Source organism: Halomonas sp. HK25 (genome assembly GCF_047795635.1).
In the GTDB taxonomy this organism is placed as follows: Bacteria; Pseudomonadota; Gammaproteobacteria; order Pseudomonadales; family Halomonadaceae; genus Halomonas.
The window spans coordinates 1,575,721-1,598,642 of sequence record NZ_CP181044.1 but is presented as its reverse complement, the minus strand read 5'-3'; the positions used below and the strand labels follow the sequence as shown (position 1 = coordinate 1,598,642).

General features: G+C 66.4%; 20 protein-coding genes. 6 read left to right on the top strand and 14 right to left on the bottom strand.

From position 1 onward, the window contains the following. Position 1 precedes the first annotated feature (1 nt). From ACM26W_RS07665 to ACM26W_RS07640, 6 genes are all read right to left on the bottom strand, one after another. Entirely contained in the window at positions 2 to 484 is a 483-nt protein-coding gene (locus ACM26W_RS07665; protein ID WP_416140237.1) for a tripartite tricarboxylate transporter TctB family protein, read from the bottom strand. A 127-nt stretch (positions 485 to 611) separates the two neighbouring features. Continuing rightward, entirely contained in the window at positions 612 to 1,610 is a 999-nt protein-coding gene (locus tag ACM26W_RS07660; RefSeq protein ID WP_416140236.1) for a tripartite tricarboxylate transporter substrate binding protein, read from the bottom strand. Positions 1,611 to 1,758: 148 nt separating this feature from the next. Next, positions 1,759 to 2,526: a response regulator gene (locus ACM26W_RS07655; RefSeq protein ID WP_416140235.1), complete on the bottom strand. Its 768-nt coding sequence runs from the start codon at positions 2,524 to 2,526 to the stop codon at positions 1,759 to 1,761. Positions 2,527 to 2,573: 47 nt separating this feature from the next. Then, positions 2,574 to 4,274 carry an ATP-binding protein gene (locus tag ACM26W_RS07650; protein ID WP_416140234.1) on the bottom strand — a complete coding sequence of 567 codons (1,701 nt, stop codon included), beginning with the start codon at positions 4,272 to 4,274 and terminating at the stop codon, positions 2,574 to 2,576. 74 nt (positions 4,275 to 4,348) lie between these two features. Continuing rightward, positions 4,349 to 5,134 (bottom strand): uroporphyrinogen-III C-methyltransferase, encoded by a 786-nt coding sequence (cobA, locus tag ACM26W_RS07645; protein WP_416140233.1) that lies wholly within the window; start codon positions 5,132 to 5,134, stop codon positions 4,349 to 4,351. A gap of 206 nt (positions 5,135 to 5,340) precedes the next feature. Further along, on the bottom strand, positions 5,341 to 5,640 hold the full coding sequence (locus tag ACM26W_RS07640) for an MTH1187 family thiamine-binding protein (protein WP_416140232.1): 300 nt from the start codon (positions 5,638 to 5,640) through the stop codon (positions 5,341 to 5,343). 170 nt (positions 5,641 to 5,810) lie between these two features. Here ACM26W_RS07640 and cfa point away from each other — a divergent pair, with 170 nt between their 5' ends. Next, a complete protein-coding gene (gene cfa / locus ACM26W_RS07635; protein WP_416140231.1) occupies positions 5,811 to 6,962 on the top strand; it encodes a cyclopropane fatty acyl phospholipid synthase in 1,152 nt (383 codons plus the stop codon). Positions 6,963 to 7,313: 351 nt separating this feature from the next. After that, complete coding sequence (locus ACM26W_RS07630) at positions 7,314 to 9,302, top strand: ATP-dependent DNA helicase RecQ (protein ID WP_416140230.1); 1,989 nt, start codon at positions 7,314 to 7,316, stop codon at positions 9,300 to 9,302. Here the strand turns inward: ACM26W_RS07630 and ACM26W_RS07625 are convergent. Then, positions 9,299 to 9,964 carry a hypothetical protein gene (locus tag ACM26W_RS07625; RefSeq protein ID WP_416140229.1) on the bottom strand — a complete coding sequence of 222 codons (666 nt, stop codon included), beginning with the start codon at positions 9,962 to 9,964 and terminating at the stop codon, positions 9,299 to 9,301. The two genes, ACM26W_RS07630 and ACM26W_RS07625, sit on opposite strands and share 4 nt — an antisense overlap. A gap of 191 nt (positions 9,965 to 10,155) precedes the next feature. On the opposite strand from ACM26W_RS07625, the gene ACM26W_RS07620 reads away from it, so the two are divergent. The 3 genes from ACM26W_RS07620 to ACM26W_RS07610 all read left to right on the top strand — a co-directional run bounded on the left by ACM26W_RS07620 (position 10,156) and on the right by ACM26W_RS07610 (position 13,398). Next, positions 10,156 to 10,494, top strand: a complete 339-nt coding sequence (locus ACM26W_RS07620; RefSeq protein WP_416140228.1) for a 4a-hydroxytetrahydrobiopterin dehydratase — start codon at positions 10,156 to 10,158, stop codon at positions 10,492 to 10,494. Continuing rightward, positions 10,495 to 11,682 (top strand): aromatic amino acid transaminase, encoded by a 1,188-nt coding sequence (locus tag ACM26W_RS07615; protein WP_416140227.1) that lies wholly within the window; start codon positions 10,495 to 10,497, stop codon positions 11,680 to 11,682. A gap of 210 nt (positions 11,683 to 11,892) precedes the next feature. Next, positions 11,893 to 13,398 carry an NCS2 family permease gene (locus ACM26W_RS07610; protein WP_416140226.1) on the top strand — a complete coding sequence of 502 codons (1,506 nt, stop codon included), beginning with the start codon at positions 11,893 to 11,895 and terminating at the stop codon, positions 13,396 to 13,398. Positions 13,399 to 13,476: 78 nt separating this feature from the next. Here the strand turns inward: ACM26W_RS07610 and ACM26W_RS07605 are convergent, their stop codons facing one another. The 5 genes from ACM26W_RS07605 to ACM26W_RS07585 all read right to left on the bottom strand — a co-directional run bounded on the left by ACM26W_RS07605 (position 13,477) and on the right by ACM26W_RS07585 (position 19,970). Then, positions 13,477 to 14,169 carry a hypothetical protein gene (locus tag ACM26W_RS07605; RefSeq protein ID WP_416140225.1) on the bottom strand — a complete coding sequence of 231 codons (693 nt, stop codon included), beginning with the start codon at positions 14,167 to 14,169 and terminating at the stop codon, positions 13,477 to 13,479. Positions 14,170 to 14,535: 366 nt separating this feature from the next. Then, positions 14,536 to 15,492, bottom strand: a complete 957-nt coding sequence (locus tag ACM26W_RS07600) for a Nudix family hydrolase (RefSeq protein WP_416140224.1) — start codon at positions 15,490 to 15,492, stop codon at positions 14,536 to 14,538. A gap of 65 nt (positions 15,493 to 15,557) precedes the next feature. Next, positions 15,558 to 16,775, bottom strand: coding sequence for a bifunctional glutamate N-acetyltransferase/amino-acid acetyltransferase ArgJ (gene argJ, locus ACM26W_RS07595; RefSeq protein ID WP_416140223.1), 1,218 nt, complete (start codon positions 16,773 to 16,775; stop codon positions 15,558 to 15,560). Positions 16,776 to 16,811: 36 nt separating this feature from the next. Continuing rightward, positions 16,812 to 19,541 (bottom strand): preprotein translocase subunit SecA, encoded by a 2,730-nt coding sequence (secA, locus tag ACM26W_RS07590; RefSeq protein WP_416140222.1) that lies wholly within the window; start codon positions 19,539 to 19,541, stop codon positions 16,812 to 16,814. 66 nt (positions 19,542 to 19,607) lie between these two features. After that, positions 19,608 to 19,970 (bottom strand): hypothetical protein, encoded by a 363-nt coding sequence (locus tag ACM26W_RS07585; protein ID WP_416140221.1) that lies wholly within the window; start codon positions 19,968 to 19,970, stop codon positions 19,608 to 19,610. 107 nt (positions 19,971 to 20,077) lie between these two features. On the opposite strand from ACM26W_RS07585, the gene ACM26W_RS07580 reads away from it, so the two are divergent. After that, on the top strand, positions 20,078 to 20,539 hold the full coding sequence (locus ACM26W_RS07580) for a DUF721 domain-containing protein (protein WP_416140220.1): 462 nt from the start codon (positions 20,078 to 20,080) through the stop codon (positions 20,537 to 20,539). Between the two features lie 162 nt (positions 20,540 to 20,701). Here the strand turns inward: ACM26W_RS07580 and lpxC are convergent, their stop codons facing one another. Beyond that, the gene (gene lpxC, locus ACM26W_RS07575) at positions 20,702 to 21,613 is read right to left on the bottom strand and encodes a UDP-3-O-acyl-N-acetylglucosamine deacetylase (RefSeq protein ID WP_416140219.1); all 912 of its coding nucleotides are present in this window, start codon (positions 21,611 to 21,613) and stop codon (positions 20,702 to 20,704) included. A 112-nt stretch (positions 21,614 to 21,725) separates the two neighbouring features. Continuing rightward, positions 21,726 to 22,910 carry a cell division protein FtsZ gene (gene ftsZ, locus ACM26W_RS07570; protein ID WP_416140218.1) on the bottom strand — a complete coding sequence of 395 codons (1,185 nt, stop codon included), beginning with the start codon at positions 22,908 to 22,910 and terminating at the stop codon, positions 21,726 to 21,728. Positions 22,911 to 22,922 lie beyond the last annotated feature (12 nt).

Here is a 22,922-nt window from a genome sequence, read left to right as displayed (position 1 = left end):
ATCAGATCGGCAGGATTCCCGTAGGAAGGTAGACTTCCATGATGCGCGTCATGGTCAAGTACAGCGCCAGCACCACCCCAAGCGAGGTCGCCAGGTTTACCCCGTGCCGACGATAGCCGTAATACCAGCCGAGACCGAAGGCCAGCACCGTGGATGCCATCACGAAACCGATCGGTACCATCAGCAGGGCGAAGACAATGATCGCCAGCGAGGTAATGACGATCCGCGACCAGGGGCGAAACAGTAATGGCTGGTTCAGCGCCTCCGGGCTCGGCTCCGCGGGAATATCCTGCGCCTTGGGCTTTTCCAGGAACAGGCACACGGCAAGCCCCAGCAGGACAAACCCAAGCACCTTGGGAAAAATATCGGAATCGACCGGCCGGGGAAGCGGGAAAGCGGGGATCTGGAAAGCGATTACCAGGTAACCCACCGAGAACAGTGCAACGATCAGTGCGATGATCTGATTCGTGTTGAGTCGTGTCATGAGCCTTCCAACTCGAGCCTGCATCAGGCGAAACCTGACCTCGGGCCCAAGCGTCACGTTCGAGAAGATTGAGCCCTGAGATGATCAGGGCTCAAGAGAGTCACTCCGGATGAGAATCAGCCGGCATTCAGCGAATCAGGCCGAGTTCGGTCAGCACGCCACTGAACTCTTCCTTTTGGGCATCCAGAAAAGCGCCGAATTCTTCACTGGTTTGATAGGCATCGATCCAGCCCAACTGGTCACGGGCTTCCTGCCAGTCGTCGGTCTCGAGCATCCGGGCAAAGAGGTCTTCATAATAGGCGACGGCTTCGTCCGGCATATCGGGTGTCCCCATGACACCGCGCCAGATGTCGAAGGTGTAATCGATACCCTGCTCCTGGTAGGTGGGAATATCGGCCAAGGGCCCCCCCAATCGCTCGGGAGAGGAAACCCCCAGCGCCCGAATATCGCTATCGGGCCCCAGTTGGCCTGCGGCTTCGCCGGCCCCGGTGATCACGGCCTCGACATGCCCCCCCATCAGGTTGGTCATGGCTTCGCCGCCACCCGAGAAGGCGATGTAATTGACACCTTGCGCCTCGATGCCAGCCGCCGACGCCACACCCACGACGGAGATGTGGTCCATGGAGCCTGGCGCACTACCTCCACCCACACTCATGGAGGGATCCTCGCGCATGGCGTCAAACAGATCGTTGAGGTCCTGATACTCGGAATCTGCCGGAACCAGCACGATGGAGTAGTCGGTGATCAACCGAGCGATCGGCGTGAAGTGGGTATGGTCGTATCGCGAAGTCCCTGCCAGCGGCACCAGGATGATGGGCGGGCTGGTGGCAAACAGCTTGTGCGGGTTGCCACTATCATTGGCGATCTGGGCCCAGGCCACGGCACCACCGCCGCCGGGCACGTTGATGGCGGCAAAATTCTGATCGGCCAGGCCCTCAGACTGGATGACCCGGGAGGTGGTACGCACCAGGGTATCCCAGCCGCCGCCGGGGTTGGCCGGGGCGATGAACTCGATGGAGCGGCTCGGCATCCAGTCCTCGGCCTGGGCGGCGCCGGCAAGGCCGGTCAGCGCGGCCAGCGGCAGGACGATGGCGGTGAGGCCCTTGGCGGTGAACTTGGCGGTCATGGCGTTTTCCTCGAGGCGGAATCGTTGTTATGGAAAGCTACGAAGCGAACGTTAGAGGATCGGAGCCACGGATCTCAACCTTGTGAACATAATGGAGAAAAAGTGCGTTTTGGGCATTGTGTCCATTCTGCTCACGGTGACGGCTCCCTCACCTCTCCTCGCACCAGGGCGTGGCGTCACCCACCAGGCGATAGCGCCGCTCCGGCCTGCCTACATCACCATAGCCCAGCTCGGCTCCCACCACCTGCACTGACACCAGGAACTCCAGGTAGCGCCTCGCCGTGGAGCGACTGGCGCCCATGGCCTTGGCTACCTGCATGGCGGCGAGGGGCTTCGGTGCTGCCTCCAGCGCCGCCATCACCGCCCGAAGCGTCAGCCGGTCGATGCCCTTGGGCAGCTGCCGGCGCGCCCCGTCTGCCACAGCCTCGGGCTGCACCCGGGCCAGCACCCGGTCGAGCTGCTCCTGGCTCATCTCGCCACGGGCCGCCAGGGCCGCCCGCTCGCGGCGAAAGCGCGCCAGCATCTGGGCCATCCGCGAGGCCTCGGCGGGCTTGATCAGGTAGTCGAAGACGCCGCCGCGCAGCGCCTCGCTGATGGTCTCCACCTCGCGGGCAGCGGTGACCATCACCACGTCGATATGCAGGTGGTCGCGGCGCAGCAGCCACAGCAGCTCCAATCCCTCCACATCGGGCAGGTAGGCGTCGAGCAGTACCAGGTCGATCGCCTCCCCATGGTCGGCCAGCAGGCTGCGGGCCTCCGCGCCGGAGCGCGCCATGCCCACCACCTGGAAACCTTCGCTGCGCTCGATGAAGGCACGGTGAATCTCGGCGATGTGAAAGTCGTCCTCGATGATCAGGACCCCATGGCCCTGATGATCGAGGTCCTGGCCGTGGGGCAGCTGGGGGTCGGTCGACATCTCTCCTCCACTGACGGTCGTTGCGGTTGTGGGCACCGAGGGCTCGATCAAACCACGGCCGGGTGGCGGCACAGCGAGCGGTCGAGCACCACCGTGAAGCAGGCCCCGCCCAGCTCGCTCTCCTCCAGGGTGATGGCGCCGCCGTGCTCGGCACTCAACCGTGCCACCAGCGCCAGGCCGATGCCGCGATGGCGGCCGGGCTTGGTGGAGTAGCCCTCCTCAAAGATGCGCGCCAGCTCCGCGGGGGGCACACCGGGGCCATTGTCCTCCACCTCGATGAGCAGCTGTTCGCCCAGGTCGGTGAAGAACAGCCTGACCCGAGGCCTGTCATCACGCTTACTATCATCATGGCCAGCGCCCTGCCGGGCGGCATCGCAGGCATTGTCGATGAGGTTGCCCAGCACCGTCATCAGCACCTCCTGGCCGGTGGAGGTCAGCGGCAGCGAGAGGGAACTCTGATCATCGATCTCCAGCGCTACGCCCAGCTCGCGGGCCCGGGTCAGCTTGCCGAGCAGGGTGCCGCTGATCACGGGGTCGGCCACGTGGCCCATCAGGAAGCTCATCTGCGCCTGGGCACGCTCGCTCTCCTGATGGATCAGCGCCAGGGCCTCCTGGATGCGATCGAGCTGCAGCAGCCCGGAGATGGTGTAGAGCTTGTTGGAGAACTCATGGGCCTGGGCGCGCAGCATGTCCACGTCGCGACTCGCCGCGGTCAGGGCATCGGAAAGCTCGACGATCTCGCGGCGGCTGCGGAAGGTTGCCACGGCGCCCTCGATCTCGCCGGCGTGGCGCACCGGCACTCGGTTGACCACTACCGGATGGTCGCCGAGCCACATCTGCTGGTCGAACTGCTGCTCGCCGTTCTCGAGCACCTCCAGCAGCCGAGAGTTGGGCACCAGCTCCTGAATCGGACGCCCCAGCGCCTCCCGGGCCTCGGGCAGATCCATGAAGCGTCGCGCCTGCTGATTGACCAGCGTTATCTCGCCCTCGCGGTTGACCGCCAGGATACCCTCGTGGATCGACTGGAGGATCGCCTCCTTCTCCATTGCAAGCCGCGCGATCTCATGGGGCTCGAGGCCCAGGATCACGCGTTTGAGGTGGTGGGAGAGCCCGTAGGCGCCGGCGAAGCCCAGCGTGATCATGGCGGCCACCAGCCACCAGCCGAGGCTGGTGTGCCGCCCCACGTCCAGAGCCACCCGGTCGAGCATGAAGCCCACCGAGACGATGCCGATGATAGTGCCCTCGGCGTCGACAACCGGCGTCTTGCCGCGCATTGCCTCGCCCAGCGAGCCCTCGGCCTCGGAGACGTAGGACTCGCCGCCGATCAGCGCACGGTCGTTGTCGCCGCCTACCATGGGCAGACCGATCCGTTCCGGCAGCGGGTGGGAGTAGCGGATGCCATCGGCGTTGCCCACCACCACATAGCGCGCCCCGGTGTCGCGGCGGATGCGCTCGGCGATGGGCTGGATGGTGGCCGACGGGTCCGCCTCGGCAAAGGCTTCGACCAGCTCGGGGACGCCGGCCACGCTCCGGGCCACTGCCAGGGCGCGCTGGCCCATCTGATCGCTGATGATCTCGGCCTTGCGGTGATTGAGGTAGGCCCCCTGGGCCAGCAGCATGGCGGCCAGCAGCACCCCCACCAACAGCATCACCTGCACGCGGAAACTGCGCGTCAACCAGTGCCGCCGCGGGCGCGGGCGCCGCAGCCGCCTCACCTCGGCGATAGCATCCTTGGGATGAGCCGTCATGACGAGCTCCCGGCGACCATGGAGCCTTCATTGTCGCACGCGAAGGCCACGCCGTCGCACGCCAGGGTCCTGCCTCAACGGCGGCTGCCGGTGTCCCACCCCTCGCTGCCGGCGTGCTCGGCCCTGAACCAGGCCAGGGCATCGTGGAGCGTCACCACACCGCCGACGATGATCAGGGTAGGTGGCTGGATCGACGACTGAGCCAGCCGAGCCGGCAGGTCGGCGAGGGTGGCGCGGTGCACCCGCTGGCGGGCCGTGGTGCCCTGCTCGATCAGGGCAACCGGGGTGGTCTCGGGCAGGCCATGGGCGACCAGCTGCCGGCAGATCTCGGGCAGCCCATGCAGGCCCATGTAGAAGACCAACGTCTGGCCGGGGTGGGCCAGGGCCGGCCAGTCCAGCTCGGCGCTGCCATTCTTCAGGTGCCCGGTGATGAAGCGCACCGACTGAGCATGGTCGCGGTGGGTCAGCGGGATGCCGGCATAGGCGGCACAGCCCGAGGCGGCGGTGATCCCGGGAATCACCTCCACCGGGATGCCCGCCGCCACCAGGGTTTCGAGCTCCTCACCGCCGCGCCCGAAGATGAAGGGATCCCCGCCCTTGAGGCGAAGCACCCGCTTGCCCTGGCGTGCCCACTCCACCAGCGCCTGGTTGATGCCCTCCTGGGGCACGCTGTGATTCGAGCGCGCCTTGCCCACGTAGTGACGTTCTGCATCGGGATTGGCCAGGGCAAGCACCTCCGCGCTGACCAGTCGATCGTGTAGGATCACCTCGGCCTGCTGGAGCCGGCGCAACGCCTTCAGGGTCAGCAGTTCCGGATCGCCGGGCCCGGCACCGACCAGACTAACCCGGCCGGGGGGCATGGCCGATCCCGCGGGCAAGATGCCCGAGGTGTCGTGCCGGGGAGGGGGTCGCTGCGAATCACGCCGCATATTCCTTAAACCTCGAAAACAGCCTATTTGTTATGCACCAAGGTAATTTAAGAGAGGCGCGTTTTCCACTCGCCGCTGCGCACAAGGGTATAACGCTCGCCCTTGCGTCATGGGCAGGACAGCCGCAGCAGAATCGACTAGTGCATGAGGGCCTCCACGCTGGCCACCTTGTCGTCCATGTGCTGCTCCCGGTCGGTGCGGGTGCCGAGCTTGAGCGTGGTGGTGATGCGCGGTGCGCCCATCTCATGCACCACCACGTGGCAGCGCTTGACCACGGCCATCACCTCGTCCCAGGGGCCCTCGATGTTGGTCCCGTAGGCATGCAAGCGGTGCTCGAGACCCGAGTCCCGGATCACCTCCTGACAGGCGGCGATCTGCGGCGAAACCGAGACCCCCACTCCCAGTGGAACGACACAGAGATCGATGATGACGTGCATGGCGTTGACTCCTCATTGCAAATCCTAGGCTTGGCGGTGGGGAGACGATCTTTCCCCGGCTTTTTCTGCTGGTCTATGCTCAAGGCTACCGGACAGGGCAATGAGCGTAACGTCCGGCGCCGCCGCCAGCGACAAGAATTTCGTCAAACCTGCTGGACCAGGAGGACTCCATGACCAGTGACAACTGCATCGGCCCCATCGCCCTGCCCGACACCCGTGCCCGCCATGTTGTCGAACAGTTGCTCGACGGCTCCGGGGTTGCCATCAACGGCGATGCCCCCCAGGACCTGCGGGTCTACCACCCGGAGTTCTTCCCGCGATTACTGCATCAGGGCACCCTGGGGCTGGGCGAGGCCTACATGGACGGCTGGTGGGAGTGCGACCGAATCGACGAGATGGCCTACCAGCTACTGCGCCACGGCCTGGCGGAGCGCGCCCATACCCCCTCCGAGCGGCTGATGTACCGCCTCCAGGCGGGCTTCTTCAACCTGCAGAGCAAGGCGCGCGCCCATATCGTCGGCGAGGCCCACTACGACCTTGGCAACGACCTGTTCGAGCGGATGCTCGACCCGACGATGTGTTACTCCTGCGGCTACTGGAAGGAAGCCAGCACCCTTCCCGAGGCTCAGCAAGCCAAGCTGGAACTGGCTTGCCGCAAGCTGGCGCTCGAGCCGGGCATGCGCGTGCTGGACATCGGCTGCGGCTGGGGCAGCTTCGCCGAGCATGCCGCTCGGCACCACGGTGCCGACGTCACCGGCATCACCATCTCACGCGAACAGGCCGAACTGGCCCGAGAGCGCTGTCGGGGGCTACCGGCGACCATCGAGCTGATGGATTACCGCGACCTGACCGGACGCTTCGACCGCATCGTCTCCATCGGCATGTTCGAGCACGTTGGCCACCGCAACTATCCCACCTACTTCGAGACGGTGGCAGATCGGCTGGCTCCCGAGGGGCTCTTCCTGCTCCATACCATCGGCTCCAATCACTCCGGGATCACCGCCGACCCCTGGATCAACAAGTACATCTTCCCCAATGGCGTACTGCCATCGGCCATGCACATCGCCAGAGCCAGCGAACCCCACCTGCTGATGGAAGACTGGCAGAACCTCGGCCCCGACTACGACCGCACCCTGATGGCCTGGCTGGCCAACGTCGATGCGCGCTGGCACGAGATCGCCCACCGCTACAGCGAACGCACCCGTCGCATGTTCCGCTATTACCTGGCCATCTGCGCCGGGGGCTTCCGAGCACGCCACCTGCAGCTGTGGCAGGTCGTGTTCTCCCGCGATCGCCATGAGCGCTACGACGCTCCGAGATAGTCACCACGATACGCGGGAGCGCTGCCCGAGCCGCCTCGCCACCTCCTCTCTGCCGACAATCGCCTACCTCCCGTCCGGAAGGATCCCGCGCATCATTATCTGCTTATAAGGGGGAGACAACCCCATGATGTCTGACGTCTGTTTCGGCCTATCCAGGCGCTCGATGACGGTCAGCAAGGCATCGCCGAGCACCGCATCGGTGAGGGCCGCACAAGAGCCTGCTGATTCGCGCCGACCGTCGTCTCTATGACGCCGAGCATGCCGAGCGCAACCGCGTCGTCACCCCCTGAAGCCTCCGGATCGGCTACACTGTACACCCATACATAAACAGGGCAACCAGGGAATGGCGACATGATCGAGCAGACACTCCGGCAGGTCTTCGGCTATAGCGATTTTCGCCCCGGCCAGCGGCCGGTGATCGAGGCCGTCGTGGCCGGTCGATCGGCGGCGGCCATCTTTCCCACCGGCTCCGGCAAGTCGCTCTGCTACCAACTCCCCGCCCTGCACCTTCCCCACCTGACGTTGGTGATCTCGCCGCTGCTGGCGCTGATGCAGGACCAGCTCGCCTTCCTCAGGCGCCACGGGATAACCGCCGCCAGCATCGACTCCAGCCAGAGCCGCGAGGAGACCGCCGCGGTCATGAGCGGGATCGAACGCGGCGAGATCCGCATCCTGATGGTGTCGGTAGAACGGCTGAAGAACGAGCGCTTCCGCGCCTTCATTACCCGGATACCGATCTCGCTGATGGTGGTCGATGAGGCCCACTGTATCTCGGAGTGGGGTCACAACTTCCGACCCGACTACCTGAAGCTCCCCGACTACCAGCGCGAGTTCGGTATTTCCCAGGCGCTGCTGCTCACGGCGACCGCCACCCCGCGGGTCATCGAGGACATGCGCCAGCGCTTTGCCATCGCGGGCTCCGACGTCACGGCCACCGGTTTCTACCGCCCCAACCTGGACCTGACGGTGGCCCCGGTGTCCGCCGAGTCCCGCCCGCGCGCGCTGGCGTCCTGGTTGAAGGCGCGCCAGGGCGGTGAGTCCGCCTTTCCCACCATCGTCTACGTCACCCTGCAGCAGACCGCCGAACGCCTGGCCGCCTATCTGGGCAAGGCCGGCATTGCCGCCACGGCCTACCACGCCGGGCTCGAAGGCGAACGCCGCGAGGCGATCCAGCGCGACTTCATGGCCGGCGGAATCTCCTGCATCGTCGCTACCATCGCCTTCGGCATGGGCATCGACAAGGCCGACATCCGGGCCGTGGTGCACTTCGATCTGCCCAAGTCGATCGAGAACTACAGCCAGGAGATCGGCCGCGCGGGCCGTGACGGCCAGCCGTCGGAGTGCCTGATGCTGGCCGGCCGCGACACCCTCGGCGTGCTGGAGACCTTCGTCTACGGCGACACCCCGGAACGCCATGGCATCGGTCGGGTGATCGATGCCATGGTCGAAGCCATCGAGCACCACGATGGCGACTGGGAGCTCACCCTGAACGCCCTCTCCCGGGACAGTGATATCCGCCCGCTGCCGCTCAAGACCCTGCTGGTACAGCTGGAGCTGCGTGGCATCATCGCCCCGCGCCACAGCTATTTCGCCGACTACCGCTTTCGCCTCCATGGGGAGGCCGACACCCTGGTCGGGCGCTTCCAGGGCGAACGGCGAGACTTCGTCCAGGCCATTCTCGATGCCGCCCCCCGGGCGCGCACCTGGCACGCCCTGGACTTCGCGACCCTGGAGCGGCTGGGCACCGAGCGCGGGCTGGACGTCCCCCGCCGCCGGGTGCTCACCGCCCTGGAGTACTTCGTCGAAAAGGGCTGGATGACCCTGGAGAGCAAGCAGCTCACGGAGGTCTACCGGGTGCTCGCAGCCCCCCGCGACCCCGACGCCCTCGGGGACGAGCTCCACGCCTACTTCCGCGACAAGGAGCAGGCCGAGGTCGCCCGCCTGCATGCCATGCTGGCGCTGTTCGAGTCCGATCACTGCCTGAGTCGACGGCTCGCCGAGTGGTTCGGCGATACCCGGGCCCCGGCGCGCTGCGGCCACTGCTCCGCCTGCCGCGGCCAGCCAGCGCGGCTGCCGGCCCCAGCGCCCCTGGCCCCGCTGGAGACCCGGGAGATCGCGGCGCACCTCGAGGCCCTGGGCCCGCGGCTGGCAGCGGACACCGACGGCGGCCCCGCCACGGCAGACCTGCTGGCACGCTTCCTCTGCGGCATCGCCACGCCTCGCCTCACCCGGCTCAAGGCCCGTGGGCTACCCGGCTTCGGCGCGCTGTCAGCCTATCCCTACGCCGAGGTACGGGAGAAGGCCGAGGCGCTGGTGGGGGCCTGGGCGGCATCCGCTTAGTGCGGGCCCGGCAGCCGGCCCCGCCGCTGCAGCCAGCGCGTCAACAGATGCACCGGCAGGTAGATCAGCAGCGGCCACAGGGCCATCAGCCCCGCCAGATAGACCAGCGGCGGCAGCCACTCCTGATGGGTGCCGAAGGGCCCATGGACCCAGTTGATGTTGCGCTCGGGCTCGGTCAACAGGTAGCTCGTCGGCACCACCAGCCAGGTCAGGGCGGTCTGCCAGGCCAGTCCCCGCGGCGCATAGCCGAGCCGCCAGATGGCCAGCCCCGCCACCACCGGCAGCACCAGGTGGTAGAGCGACATCAACCGGGTCAGCAGCGGCTGGTCATCATCGAACATGTACTCGGTACCGCCGATGGGGTGCACCCCGGTCAGCCAGGCCGTGCCCACGTCCACCGCCCACAGGCTGCCCACCAGGGCCACCGCCAGCCACTGCATGGAGAGCAGCAGGCGACTCTCCCGCCACAGGCCGACGAGGATCAGGAAGCTGGCCAGGTTGCACAGCCAGAAGTAGTTCTGGGGTCCCAGCAGCACCCAGAAGGTGGGCGCCCAGCCGGCGATCCAGGCGGTAAAGGCAAGCTTCAGCCACAGCGGTAGGACAGGCTGGTGATTCGTGGCACTTCCACCGTCCGACAGGTGCTCAGGGGTGGCTGGAGACATCGACACTCTCCCTCGCTTCTGGTGATTCTCACTCTCCTCGCCATTGCGGCAATTCCCTGTGCGAACGTGAGAAAACTTTGAGGAATACGTAGTTTGCGACAAACGCTTATCCTTGGCGAGAGAATGACTTGACGGGAAAGATGACCTGCACAACCTTTCGTGGTGAACCCACAAACCTTGGAGGTGACACCATGAGCCAGCTTTCCCAGCAGCCTTGCGAGGCGTGCGACAAGGGCGCTCCCACCGTCAGCGACGCCGAGATCGCGCTGTTCCGTCCGGATATCCCCGAGTGGAAGATCATCGAGCGCGATGGCATCATGCAACTGGAGCGGGCCTTCACCTTTCCCGACTTCAAGCAGGCGCTGGCCTTCACCCACCGCGTCGGCGAGATCGCCGAGGCGGCAGGGCATCACCCGGCCCTGCTGACCGAATGGGGCAAGGTCACCGTGACCTGGTGGTCACACAAGATCGGGGGCCTGCACAGGAACGACTTCATTCTTGCCGCCAGAACCGACGAGGTAGCGAAATAAATGTTCGAACATATTGAGCGGATTCCCGGGGACGCCATCCTCGGTCTGATCGAGGCCTTCAAGAAGGACAACAACCCACAGAAGGTCGATCTCGGCGTCGGCGTCTACAAGGACGCCAAGGGCAACACCCCGGTGATGCGCGCCGTCAAGGAAGCCGAGGCCCTGCTGCTCAAGAACGAGACCACCAAGACCTACATTGGCTCCCATGGGGCGCCGGAGTATGGCGCAGTGGTGCTGCCCATGGTCCTGGGGGAAGGCTCACCTGTCCTGGAGGCCAAGCGTGCCAGCGCCACCCAGTCCCCCGGCGGCACCGGCGCATTGCGCCTGGCGGCAGATTTCATCGCCAAGCAGCTGCCCGGCAAGGACATCTGGGTCTCCGACCCGACCTGGCCGAACCACCTGGGCATCTTCCCGGCCGCCGGCCTGACGCTGCACAAGTACCCCTACGTGGACGCCGAGAACCGTCTCGACTTCGACGGCATGTTGGCGGCGCTCAAGCAGATCCCCGAGGGCGACGTGGTACTGCTGCACGCCTGCTGCCACAACCCCACCGGCTTCGACCTCTCCCGGGAGCAATGGGATACCGTGCTCGAGGTATTACGCGAGCGCCACCTGCTGCCGCTGGTGGACTTCGCCTACCAAGGCTTCGGCGAAGGCCTCGACGAGGACGCCTACGCGGTGCGCCTGCTGGCCGAGAACCTCGACGAGGTGATCATCACCAGCTCCTGCTCCAAGAACTTCGGCATCTACTGCGAGCGCACCGGCTGCCTTATCATGGTCGCCAAGAACACCGAGCAGATGGAGAACGTCCGCTCGCAGATCGCCATCGTGGCCCGCGAGAACTACTCCAACCCGCCGGCCCACGGCGGCGCCATCGTCAGCGAGATCCTGCACTCCGCTGAGCTGTCGGCCATCTGGCGCGAGGAGCTCACCGAGATGCGTGACCGCATCAACACCCTGCGTCGCGACTTCGTCGAGGCCCTCAAGCCCTATGGTCTGGACCAGAAGTATGCGCACATCGCCGAGCAGCGCGGCATGTTCTCCTACACCGGCCTGACACCGGAGCAGGTCGACCGTCTTCGCGACGAGTTCGGCATCTACATGGTGCGCTCCGGCCGCGCCAACGTTGCGGGCTTCTCCCACGAGAACCTGCCCTACCTGGCCAAGGCCGTCGCCGCGGTCAACTGATCGCCGCACCGCCAGCCATGGTGACGCCCGGGCCCTGCCCGGGCATTTTCGTTTCGCGTAGAATCCCGCCTGCTCTTTCGCTGCAACCGCCGCCGGGGGGACGAGTGCCTCGGGGCGCCCCCGTCAACGCCATACTTGACCAATCAGTCAGCACGAATACAGACTAGCGCTTGCCTTGTACACAATCATCCCAACAGCAAGAGGCTCCCCATGGCGGCACCCCCTGTCGGCACACACGTGCGCTACCCCTGGTACAAGAAGGAGGATACCGACGCCTTCTTCGCGCTGTTCCAGAACAACATCGCCAACTTCGTGATCATCGCCATCACCATGCTCGGCATGGGCTTCCCGGCATCGATCATCTTCGGCCAGGTGCTGCCCGGCGCCGCCGTGGCGGTGATGGTGGGCAACTTCTACTACGCCTGGAGCGCGGCACGCCTGGCCCGCAAGGAGAACCGCGCCGACGTCACCGCCCTCTCCTACGGCATCTCCACCCCGGTGATGTTCGTCTTCCTGTTCGGGGTGCTGCTGCCGGCCAAGCAGCTCACCGGCGATGCCGAACTGGCCTGGAAGGTGGCGGTGGCCGCCTGCTTCATCAGCGGCGCCATCGAGGCGTCGATCAGCCTGATCGGACGCTGGGTGCAGCATCACCTGCCGCGGGCGGCGATGCTGGGGGCGGTAGCCGGGGTGGCGCTCACCTTCATCGCCGGCGAGATGCTGTTCAAGACCCTGGAGATGCCGGTGATCGGCCTGCTGGTGCTGGCGATCATCATCGTCGGCCTGGTGGCCCGAGTGGCCATGCCGTTCCGGCTGCCCACCTCGCTGTTCGCCATCCTGGTGGGTACCGCCATGGCCTACCTGATCGGTGACGCCGGCGGCGAGCGCTTCAGCGACGCCTTCACCCATCTGGGCTTCTACCCGCTGCTGCCCAACCTGGCCTGGCTCGAGGGCCTGGGACTGCTGTTCACCGGTATGCTGGCGGTGCTCACCGTGGTGCTGCCGATCACCCTGTACAACGCCATCGAGACCATGAACAACGTGGAGGCCATGGAGGCCGCCGGGGACAAGTACGACGTTCGCGAGTGCCAGGCGGTAGACGGCGCCGGCACCATGATCGGAGCGCTGTTCGGCGGCGTCTTCCCCACCACCGTCTATATCGCCACCGTGGGCGCCAAGTGGATGGGCGCCGGGCGTGGCTACAGCCTGCTCAACGGCGCCGTCTACGGCCTGGCCACCATGTTCGGGCTGATCGCCGCCCTGGCCGCCATCATCCCGGTCTCGGTGGTGGCGCCGATCCTGGTCTTCGTGGGCATGTCGATGATCGCCACGGCCTTCCAGAGCAACGACACTCGCTACTACCCGGCGGTGGCCCTGGCCATGCTGCCCTACTTCGCCAACTATGTGATGACTCGCTTCGGACGCGCCGCCGAGGAGACGGTGGCCGGCATCTCCTCCGGGATCGTGCCGCTGGGCCAGGGCGCCATGTTCATGGCCATCCTGATTGGCGCCATGACGGTCTCGGTGATCGACCACCAGTTTCGCCGTGCCGCCGCCTTCGCCGCGGTGGCCGCGGGCTTCTCCTTCGTGGGGCTGATGCATGCCCCGGCGCTCGCCCTCAATGCCGCTCCGGATTTCGTGATGGGCTACCTGGTGATGGGGGCGCTGTTCCTCTACTTCGCCTGGCAGCAGCAGCGCCTCGCCGCCAGCCCACCCTGATCATGCAAGCGCCGGGGCAGTGCTGCCCCGGCGCGTTTGAGGGTGCCTCTCAGGGCTTCTCGCCCGGCTAGTCCGGCCTCAGTTGGCCTCGTCAGGGTCGTCGCCCCCACCGATCATGCCCCGCAGTCGATCCCGAACGGCCTCGAGGCGCCCCTTGGCAGGCTCCGCCGCACGCTCTTCGGCACTATCCGGCCCCGGGGCCTGCGTCCTGGTAACGGCTTCGGCATCCACGTCGGCCTCGGTGCCGGCTTCGGCCCCGACGTCCAGGCCGGCCTCTGTCTCGCTCTCGGCGTCCAGGCCGGCCTCTGTCTCGCTCTCGGCGTCCAGGCCGGCCTCTGTCTCGCTCTCGACGTCCAGGCCGGCCTCTGTCTCGCTCTCGGCGTCCAGGCCGGCGTCGGTGTCGCTCTCGGTGTCGCTCTCGGTGTCGCTCTCGGTGTCGCTCTCGGTGTCGCTCTCGGCGTTCAGGTCGGCCTCGCTCTCGGATTCCAGGCCGGCCTCGGTGTCGGTATCGCTCTCGGCGTCCAAGCCGGCCTCGGTATCGCTCTCGGATTCCAGTCCGGCCTCGGCCTCGGTCCCCGCATCGGTATCGACGCCGCCTTCGACGCCACCCTCGGCCGCTGCCAGCAGGATGGTATCACTGGACTGGGTCATCATCGTCGATGAAGAGAGACCACCGGTCGGCATCTCGTCCTCCAGCCCCATGGCGTGGGCCTGGGCGGCCATGCCGGAGAAGATCAGTGCCATGCTGGCAGCCAGTGTCTTGAGTTTCATGATACGACTCCTTGTGCCCCGCCGGGGGCGGGTTTCCATCTTCAGGGGTGACTCATCCTTGAGTCGCTCGACCCCTCGGGCCGGGTTCCTGCCCTGACAAAGCGAACACCATGCCTATTAAAAGTTAATTCTTAAAAATCATACTATTGAGACCACCATAACGACAGGAGCGTGACCGATCGCGCCCCGCCATCCGCTAATCTGTCGTGGGGTGGCGACGGAATTCGTCGCGGCGGCCCGTCTCTCCCTCTCCACCGACCTCTGGCGTGTATCCACCAAGCGACAGCACCCGAAGGCGAACCGGGCCCCAGACGCGACGCGCCCCGCCGGTTGGCGGGACGCGTCGGGCCTCGGGGTCGCTGTCGGCTACTTCCAGAAGTCGCGGATCGAAGCGATCCCCTGGGCGCCCACGGCGCGGGCGTGGTTGGCATCGAAGCGGGTCATGCCCCCCAGGGCGAAGACCGGCATGGCCGCACGCTCGACCAGCTGCTGGAAGTCGTGCCAGCCCAGGGGCGGCACTTCCGGGTGGGACGGCGTGGTGCGCAGCGGCGAGAGAGTCACGAAGTCGCAGCCCAGTTTACCGGCCTGCACCAGCTGCTGGCGGTCGTGGGTGGAGGCGGCGAGCCACTTGCCCTCGGCGATGGGGCGGCGCTCAAGTCGCATCAACCGCTCGCTGGTGAGGTGGATGCCATCGGCATCGACCCGTTCGAGCAGAGAGGGCTCGGCGTTGAGCAGCAGTCGCGCGCCATGCTGGCGGCACAGCGCCAGAGCGGCCTCGGCGCGGGCCAGATAGGCGGCCTCATCGAGTTGCTTGGCGCGTAGCTGCACCAGGCAGGCGCGATCCTCGACCAGCGCGCGCTCCAGGCGCTGCAGGAAGAGGCCCTCGTCCTCCTCCTCGGCGGTGATCAGGTACTCGGTGGGTAGCGCGACCGCGCGCAGGATCGGCAGGTTGGCCGCCGGGAAGGGGTAGTTGACCAGCTCCGTCATGGCCACCCAGCGCACCGCCTGCCCCTCGCGGCCGAAGGGCTCGCCCGAAAAGTCGTGCACCTGCCACACGTCGAGCAGGATATGCTTGTCGGGATATTCGTGATGGATGCGGATCAGCGGCTGTGCCCGCTGAATCTCCACCCCCAGCTCTTCATGGAGTTCGCGCTTGAGCCCACCCAGGCCGGTCTCGTACGGCGCCAGCTTTCCGCCGGGAAACTCCCAGAGCCCGCCATGATCGACGTTGCTGGGCCGGCGAGCGATCAGCACTTGATCGCCGCCGGCGCTGATGATGGCGGCGGCCGCCACATGTACCCTTCTCTTCACCATTGCGTTCATTCACCCTTCAAACTGGCCCGCCCCCCTGGGGCGCGGGATTCTCTGTCCGGCGGTTGACCGACCGCTCAGCTGCGATAGTCGGCGTTGATGCTTACATAGTCGTGGGAGAGGTCGGTGGTCCACACCGTGGCGCTCTGCTCCCCGCGCCCGAGATCGATGCGAATGGGGATCTCCTCCCGGGCCATCACCGTGCTGCCGGCCTCCTCGGTGTAGCAGGGGGCACGGCCGCCCTCCTCCACCAGGCGTACCTCGCCCAGATCGATGGCCACCCGCGAGACGTCGAAGTCCGCCACCGGGGCACGCCCCACCGCGGCCAGTATCCGTCCCCAGTTGGCATCGGAGGCATAGAGGGCGGTCTTCACCAGCGGCGAGTGAGCCACGGTGAAGGCCACGTCCAGGGCCTCCCGGCGCGTGGTGGCACCGCTCACCTGCAGGGTCACGAACTTGGTGGCGCCTTCACCGTCGCGGATGATGGCCTGGGCCAGCTCGGTCATCACCCGCTGTAGGCCGTTGCGGAAGATGGCGATGGCCTCATCACCCTCGACCCGCGGGCCCTGCTGGGTGCTGATCAGCACGCAGGCGTCGTTGGTGGAGGTGTCGCCGTCCACGGTGATGCAGTTGAAGGAACGATCCACCGTCTCGCGCAGCAGCTCCTCAAGCAGCATCTGATCGAGGGAGGCATCGGTGGCCACGAAGCCGAGCATGGTCGCCATATTGGGCTGAATCATGCCGGAGCCCTTGGCGATCCCGTTGATGGTCACCGTGGCCTCACCCAGCTCCAGAGTCACGCTGGCGCCCTTGGGGCGGGTGTCGGTAGTGAGGATCCCCTCCCCGGCCTGATGCCAGGACTCGCTGCCCTCGTCCAGGCTCTCCAACGCCGCGGGCAGGCCCGCCAGCAGCCGCTCCATGGGCAGCGGCTCGCCGATCACCCCGGTGGAGAACGGCAGCACGGCCTCGGCGGCAACGCCGGCCAGCCGTGCCAGCTCGGCGCAGGTGGCGCGCGCGTCGCGCAGCCCCACCTCGCCGGTACCGGCGTTGGCGTTACCGGTGTTGATCACCAGATAGCGAGCCCCCTGCTCGGTCACCAGGTGCTCACGTGCCACCGTCACCGGCGCCGCACAGAAGGCGTTGCGGGTAAAGACCCCCGCTACCCGGGCGCCCGAGGGCACCTGGATCACCACCAGATCGCGGCGGTTCGGCTTCTTGATGCCCGCCATGGCGGTCCCCAGGCGCACGCCGGGGATCGCAGGCATCTGCGGAAAGCTAGCGTCACCCACTGCCATCGTCTCGTCTCCTGTCTGGTTGGCCGGCGACCCGGTTCAGTTCAACTTCCCACAGCACTGCTTGTACTTCTTGCCGGAACCGCAGGGGCAGGCGTCGTTGCGTCCCACCTTGGGCCCCTCTCGGCGCACCGGGCGTCCGTCGGCGCCCGGCAGCGGCGCCGCCTGAGCCTCGGCCGGATCGGCCGTATCGAGATCCTCGTGGCGGCTGGCCGCCGTGGCCGTCTCGCGCGCAAGCGCCTCACGACGCTGGCGCTCCAGCTCATCGACCTCCTCGGGACGGCGCACCTGCACGTGGCTGAGAATACGCGTCACGTCGGCCTTGATATTGGTCAGCAGGTTCTGGAACAGCTCGAAGGACTCACGCTTGTACTCCTGCTTGGGGTTCTTCTGGGCGTAGCCACGCAGGTGGATACCCCGGCGCAGGTGGTCCATCGACTGCAGGTGCTCCTTCCAGCGTGTATCGAGCACCTGCAGCATCACCTGCTTCTCGAAGCGGCGTATCAAGGCCTCTCCGGCCTCGGCCGCCTTGGCCTCATAGGCCTCGCGGTGCATGGCCTGCAGGCGCTCACGGAGCTGCTCCTCGTGGAAGCGCTCGTCCTCCTCGGCCCACTGCACCACCGGCGCCTCCAGGTTGAACTCCGCCTTGAGGTGGTCCTGAAGACCGGGAAGATCCCACTGCTCGGGGAGGCTCTGGGGCGGCACGAAGTCGCTGATGGCCTGGTCCAGCACCTCCTGGCGAATGCCCGCCACGGCCTCGGCGACCTCTTCGGCGGCCAGGATCTCGTTGCGCTGCTCGTAGATGACCCGACGCTGATCGTTGGCGACGTCGTCGTATTCGAGCAGCTGCTTGCGGATATCGAAGTTGCGGCTCTCGACCTTCTTCTGGGCGCGCTCCACGGCGTTGGAGACCATCTTGTGCTCGATCGCCTCGCCTCGCTCGAGGCCCAGCGCCTTCATCATGCGCTGTACCCGGTCGGAGCCGAACAGGCGCATCAGGCTGTCCTCCAACGACAGGAAGAAGCGGGTCGAACCCGGGTCCCCCTGACGGCCGGCGCGGCCGCGCAGCTGGTTATCGATACGCCGCGATTCGTGGCGCTCGGAGCCGACCACGTGCAGGCCGCCGGCGGCGAGAACGGCGTCATGGCGCTCCTGCCAGTCAGCCTTGAGACGCTCGAGCTGCTCGGGACTCGGGTTCTCTAGCTTGGCCGCCTCGGCCTCCCAGTTGCCGCCCAGCATGATGTCGGTGCCGCGGCCGGCCATGTTGGTGGCGATGGTGATGGCCCCGGCCCGGCCCGCCTGGGCGATGATCTCCGCCTCGCTCTGGTGCTGCTTGGCGTTGAGCACGCTGAAGGCGAGCCCGGCCTCCTTCATCAGCCCGGCCAGATACTCGGAGGTCTCGATGGAGGCGGTGCCCACCAGCACCGGGCGGCCGGCCTCGGTCTCGGTCTGGACGTCCTTGATGATCGCCTCGAACTTCTCCTCGGCGGTGAGGTAGACCAGGTCGTTGAGGTCACGGCGGACCAGCGGCTGGTTGGTGGGGATCACCACCACATCGAGGCCGTAGATCTGCCGGAACTCGAAGGCCTCGGTATCGGCGGTGCCGGTCATGCCGGCCAGCTTGTCGTAGAGGCGGAAGTAGTTCTGGAAGGTGGTCGAGGCCAGCGTCTGGCTCTCGCGCTGCACCGCCACTTCCTCCTTGGCCTCCACCGCCTGATGCAGCCCCTCGGACCAACGGCGACCGGGCATGGTGCGGCCGGTGTGCTCGTCGACGATCACCACCTGACCCTCGGCGACAATATAGTCCACGTCACGATGGTAGAGGTGGCGCGCGCGCAGCGCCGAGTGCATGTGCTGCAGCAGGTTGAGGTTCTGGGCGGCATAGAGAGAGTCCTCCTCCCCCAGCCGGCCCTCGGCCCGCATCAGTTCCTCGACCTTGTTGTGGCCGGTCTCGGTGATCTCCACCTGCTTGTGCTTCTCGTCGAGCAGGAAGTCACCGCTGGCCGGTTCCTCGGGATCCTCGCAGACCACGAGATGGGTCGCCAGGCGATCGACGACCTGGTAGAGCTCGGTGTTCTCGTCCACCGCACCGGAGATGATCAGCGGGGTGCGCGCCTCGTCGATCAGGATGGAGTCCACCTCATCGACGATGGCGAAGTTAAGCCCCCGCTGCACCTTGTCCTCCAGGGAGAAGGCCATGTTGTCGCGCAAGTAGTCGAAGCCGAACTCGTTGTTGGTGCCATAGGTGATGTCGCAGGCGTAGGCTTCGCGCTTCTCCTCGCTGGTCTGACCCGCGTGGATGATGCCGACGGTGAGACCCAGGTATTCGTAGAGGGGACGCATCCATTCGGCGTCGCGCCGCGCCAGGTAGTCGTTTACCGTGACCACGTGCACGCCCTTGCCGGACAGGGCGTTGAGATAGACGGAAAGGGTTGCCACCAGGGTCTTGCCCTCGCCGGTTTTCATCTCGGCGATGCGGCCATTGTGCAGGGTAATGCCGCCAACCATCTGGACATCGAAATGGCGCATGCCCATCACGCGCTTGCTCGCCTCACGAACGGCGGCGAAGGCCTCGGGGAGCAGGCCGTCGAGGGTCTCGCCGGACTCGAGACGACCACGGAGCGCCTCGGTGCGCGCCTTGAGCGCGCCATCGTCCAACGCTTCCAGTTCCGGCTCGAGGGCGGTGACGCGCTCGGCCTGGCGGCTCATGCGCTTGACTTCACGGTCGTTCTTGGAGCCGACGACCTTGCGTAACAGGGAATTGATCATGAGGGGTCCAGTCTTTGCGTGTGGCATCATGCCAGCCGCCAAGGGCAGCCGGCCGGGATCAGGGATTCAGCGTGCCCACGCAGCGGGCGGACCCCGGCGGGTCAGGACATCATGGGCCGCAGTAGTGCGACCCGGGCACGGCAGCGGCCAGCGAGAGTGGTGCGGGCACAGGGTGCGCAGAGTGCGGGGCAGCGGCCAGGCGCGACGCGAACGTCGGCGGGCCTGGAGGCGCGAGCTCGCCCGGATCAACGCCGGCGCCAGAATGCACACCTGCACCAGACGCTCGGCCTGACGCAGCGGCGTGCCCTGGACCAGGCCGGCCGGCAGCAGGCACCCCACCAGCAGCCCGGCCAGCCACCAGCGCGCCGGGCGACGGCGCGTCACGGTTACGCGCGCCTCGGCAACATGGGGCTGGGTGCGGGGTGGCATGCTGACGATGGACTCCCGAGCGTGCTAGGGTGGCGGGCAACAGGGCCCGGAGGTGAACGGGACCTTCCGGCCGGTCGAGCCGGCAGCAAGCTCCGAGAAACAAGCCAATGAGTATAAAGGCTAAGCGCTTCCGCGCCCAGCCCATGACCCGCCTGCTCGACGGGCACGGCGAATTGGGCTCATTGATGCGTATGGCGAGACTGATCGAGCGCGCTCAACAACACCTCCGCGACAATCTGCCCGCCGAGGTAGCCGCCCACCTGCACGTGGGCGGCTTTCGTGATGGCCGTCTGACGCTGATCACCGACCGCGCGGCCTGGCTCACCCGGCTGCGTTATGAGCAATCTCGCCTGCTCGAGCTGCTCCATCAGCTCCCCGGCTTCGAGGCGGTCACGGGCTTCACCTTCAAGGTGCGGCCGGTGCGCCCGGTCAAGGTTCCCCTCCGCCAGGTGCGCCACCTGCCTGCCCGGGCGGCCGACGAGCTCTCCAGCTGCGCCGAGGACGTCAGCGACCCGCGCCTCAAGGCGGCGCTCCAGCGACTCGCCGCCCACGCCGAGCGCGAGCCGTAAGCTGGAAGCTGGAAGCTGGAAGCTGGAAGCTGGAAGGCAGCATAGCCCCAACTTGTAATGAAACAACCCCGCTGGCAGAGCCCGCGGGGTTGTTTTCTTCTTACTTCCAGCCGCGAAGCGGCGCTCTTCCAGCTTCCAGCTCCGGGCATGGCCCGGCAGGGTTCAGGCCATCGCCGGCGCTGCATAGGAGATGGGTGCCGTAGCGGCCTCCCCGTCGAAGGTGACGATCTCGAAGGCCTCGGGCTGGGCGAGCAGAGCACGACACAGCTGATTGTTGAGCGCGTGGCCCGACTTCACCCCGCGGAACTCGCCGATCAGGCTGTGGCCAAGCTGGTAGAGATCACCGATGGCATCCAGCACCTTGTGCTTGACGAACTCGTCGTCGTAGCGAAGACCGCCCTCGTTGACGATACGGTAGTCGTCCACCACGATGGCGTTGTCGAGGCTACCGCCGAGCGCCAGGTTGTTGGAGCGCAGGTACTCCAGGTCACGCATGAAGCCGAAGGTACGGGCCCGCGAGACCTCCTTGACGAAGGAGGTGGTGGAAAAATCCACCATGGCGGTCTGGGACTGCTCCTCGAACACCGGATGGTCGAAGTCGATGGAGAAGGCAACCTTGAAGCCATGGTGGGGGCGGAAGGTGGCTTCCTTGTCGCCGTCGCGTACCGTGATCTCCCGCTTTACGCGGATGAACTTCTTGGGCGCGTTCTGCTCGCTGATCCCGGCGGACTGGATCAGGAACACGAAGGGGCCGGCACTGCCATCCATGATCGGCACCTCGGGGGCGCTGAGGTCGACATAGGCATTGTCGATGCCCAGACCGGCCAGCGCCGACATCAGGTGCTCCACCGTGGCTACCTTGGCGCCACCGGCGGAGAGTGCCGTGCACAGGGTGGTGTCGGTGACATTGTCGGCCTGCGCCCGGATCTGCACCTCGGGTTCCAGATCGGTGCGCACAAAGACGATGCCGGTATCCACCGGCGCCGGCCGCAGGGTCATGTAGACCTTCTTGCCGGAATGCAGGCCGACGCCGGTGGCGCGGATGACGTTCTTCAGGGTGCGTTGTCTGATCATGAGCAGATGCCAGGCTGTTGTCGGGTTATCAAACACTGTTCACTATAACACCGAACGGGCGTTTCAACAAAGAAACCTCGCCCGGCACACCCTATGGTTTCTATAGCGCGACTCAATCGGCCTGGCGGCGCAGGAAGGCCGGGATATCGAGGTAATCATCGAGCTCCTGGGAGCGACGCTTCTCCGCACGCGGCTTGGCCGCCTCCTCCGGCTCGGCGCTGCGCGCCGCGGCAGGCTGCTGGCGCATCGCCGCGGCCGACGACGCCTGCCGCTTGCGATACTCCGACCCGACCTCGCTGCGCTTGACCGCCTCGTGACCTGCCGACTTCTGCTGCTGGCGGCCGTCGAGACCGGCGGCCACCACGGTGACGCGCAGCTCGTCGCTCATCTCCATGTCGATGGAGGTGCCCACCACGATGGTGGCATCCTGGGAGGCGAACTCCTGGACGGTGGCGCCCACGTCATTGAACTCGCCGATGGAGAGATCCGGGCCGGCGGTGATATTGACCAGGATGCCGCGAGCACCGTGGAGGTCGACATCTTCCAGCAGCGGACTGCGGATGGCTTTCTCGGCGGCCTCGCGAGCGCGATTCTCGCCCACGGCGCTGCCGGAGCCCATCATCGCCATGCCCATCTCGGACATCACAGTGCGCACGTCGGCGAAGTCGACGTTGATGATGCCGGGGCTGGTGATCAGCTCGGCGATACCCTGGACGGCACCCAGCAGCACGTCATTGGCGGCACTGAAGGCAGTCAGCAGGCTGGCGCTCTTGCCCAGCACCGAGAGTAGCTTCTCGTTGGGGATGGTGATCAGCGAGTCGACGTGCTCGGACAGCTCCCGCATACCCTCCTCGGCGGCGCGCATGCGCTTGGGGCCCTCGAAGGGGAAGGGACGCGTCACCACCGCCACGGTGAGGATGCCCAGCTCCTTGGCGACCTGGGCCACCACGGGGGCACCACCGGTGCCGGTGCCACCACCCATGCCCGCGGTGATGAACACCATGTCGGCGCCATTGAGCAGCTCGGCGATACGTTCACGGTCTTCCATGGCCGCCTGGCGCCCCACCTCGGGATTGGCGCCGGCGCCGAGCCCCTTGGTGATCTCGCTGCCGAGCTGGAGTACGGTCTTGGCGGACACTCGCTTGAGCGCCTGGGCATCGGTATTGGCGCAGATGAACTCCACGCCTTCGATGTTGCTCTCGACCATGTGATTGACGGCGTTACCGCCGCCGCCGCCGACACCGATCACCTTGATGACCGCGCTGCTTGAGGGTGCGCTATCTACCAGTTCAAACATTTGCCCCGTCTC

What these genes read in the sequence shown, in the direction of transcription:
- ACM26W_RS07605 (WP_416140225.1), bottom strand. Translation starts at nt 14,169, where the DNA reads ATGAAACTCAAGACACTGGCTGCCAGCATGGCACTGATCTTCTCCGGC.
- ACM26W_RS07615 (WP_416140227.1), top strand. Translation starts at nt 10,495, where the DNA reads ATGTTCGAACATATTGAGCGGATTCCCGGGGACGCCATCCTCGGTCTG.
- ACM26W_RS07585 (WP_416140221.1), bottom strand. Translation starts at nt 19,970, where the DNA reads ATGCCACCCCGCACCCAGCCCCATGTTGCCGAGGCGCGCGTAACCGTG.
- cobA (WP_416140233.1), bottom strand. Translation starts at nt 5,134, where the DNA reads ATGCCCCCCGGCCGGGTTAGTCTGGTCGGTGCCGGGCCCGGCGATCCG.
- ACM26W_RS07660 (WP_416140236.1), bottom strand. Translation starts at nt 1,610, where the DNA reads ATGACCGCCAAGTTCACCGCCAAGGGCCTCACCGCCATCGTCCTGCCG.
- ACM26W_RS07600 (WP_416140224.1), bottom strand. Translation starts at nt 15,492, where the DNA reads ATGAACGCAATGGTGAAGAGAAGGGTACATGTGGCGGCCGCCGCCATC.
- argJ (WP_416140223.1), bottom strand. Translation starts at nt 16,775, where the DNA reads ATGGCAGTGGGTGACGCTAGCTTTCCGCAGATGCCTGCGATCCCCGGC.
- ACM26W_RS07650 (WP_416140234.1), bottom strand. Translation starts at nt 4,274, where the DNA reads ATGACGGCTCATCCCAAGGATGCTATCGCCGAGGTGAGGCGGCTGCGG.
- ACM26W_RS07665 (WP_416140237.1), bottom strand. Translation starts at nt 484, where the DNA reads ATGACACGACTCAACACGAATCAGATCATCGCACTGATCGTTGCACTG.
- ACM26W_RS07620 (WP_416140228.1), top strand. Translation starts at nt 10,156, where the DNA reads ATGAGCCAGCTTTCCCAGCAGCCTTGCGAGGCGTGCGACAAGGGCGCT.
- secA (WP_416140222.1), bottom strand. Translation starts at nt 19,541, where the DNA reads ATGATCAATTCCCTGTTACGCAAGGTCGTCGGCTCCAAGAACGACCGT.
- ACM26W_RS07640 (WP_416140232.1), bottom strand. Translation starts at nt 5,640, where the DNA reads ATGCACGTCATCATCGATCTCTGTGTCGTTCCACTGGGAGTGGGGGTC.
- ftsZ (WP_416140218.1), bottom strand. Translation starts at nt 22,910, where the DNA reads ATGTTTGAACTGGTAGATAGCGCACCCTCAAGCAGCGCGGTCATCAAG.
- ACM26W_RS07580 (WP_416140220.1), top strand. Translation starts at nt 20,078, where the DNA reads ATGAGTATAAAGGCTAAGCGCTTCCGCGCCCAGCCCATGACCCGCCTG.
- ACM26W_RS07610 (WP_416140226.1), top strand. Translation starts at nt 11,893, where the DNA reads ATGGCGGCACCCCCTGTCGGCACACACGTGCGCTACCCCTGGTACAAG.
- lpxC (WP_416140219.1), bottom strand. Translation starts at nt 21,613, where the DNA reads ATGATCAGACAACGCACCCTGAAGAACGTCATCCGCGCCACCGGCGTC.
- cfa (WP_416140231.1), top strand. Translation starts at nt 5,811, where the DNA reads ATGACCAGTGACAACTGCATCGGCCCCATCGCCCTGCCCGACACCCGT.
- ACM26W_RS07630 (WP_416140230.1), top strand. Translation starts at nt 7,314, where the DNA reads ATGATCGAGCAGACACTCCGGCAGGTCTTCGGCTATAGCGATTTTCGC.
- ACM26W_RS07625 (WP_416140229.1), bottom strand. Translation starts at nt 9,964, where the DNA reads ATGTCTCCAGCCACCCCTGAGCACCTGTCGGACGGTGGAAGTGCCACG.
- ACM26W_RS07655 (WP_416140235.1), bottom strand. Translation starts at nt 2,526, where the DNA reads ATGTCGACCGACCCCCAGCTGCCCCACGGCCAGGACCTCGATCATCAG.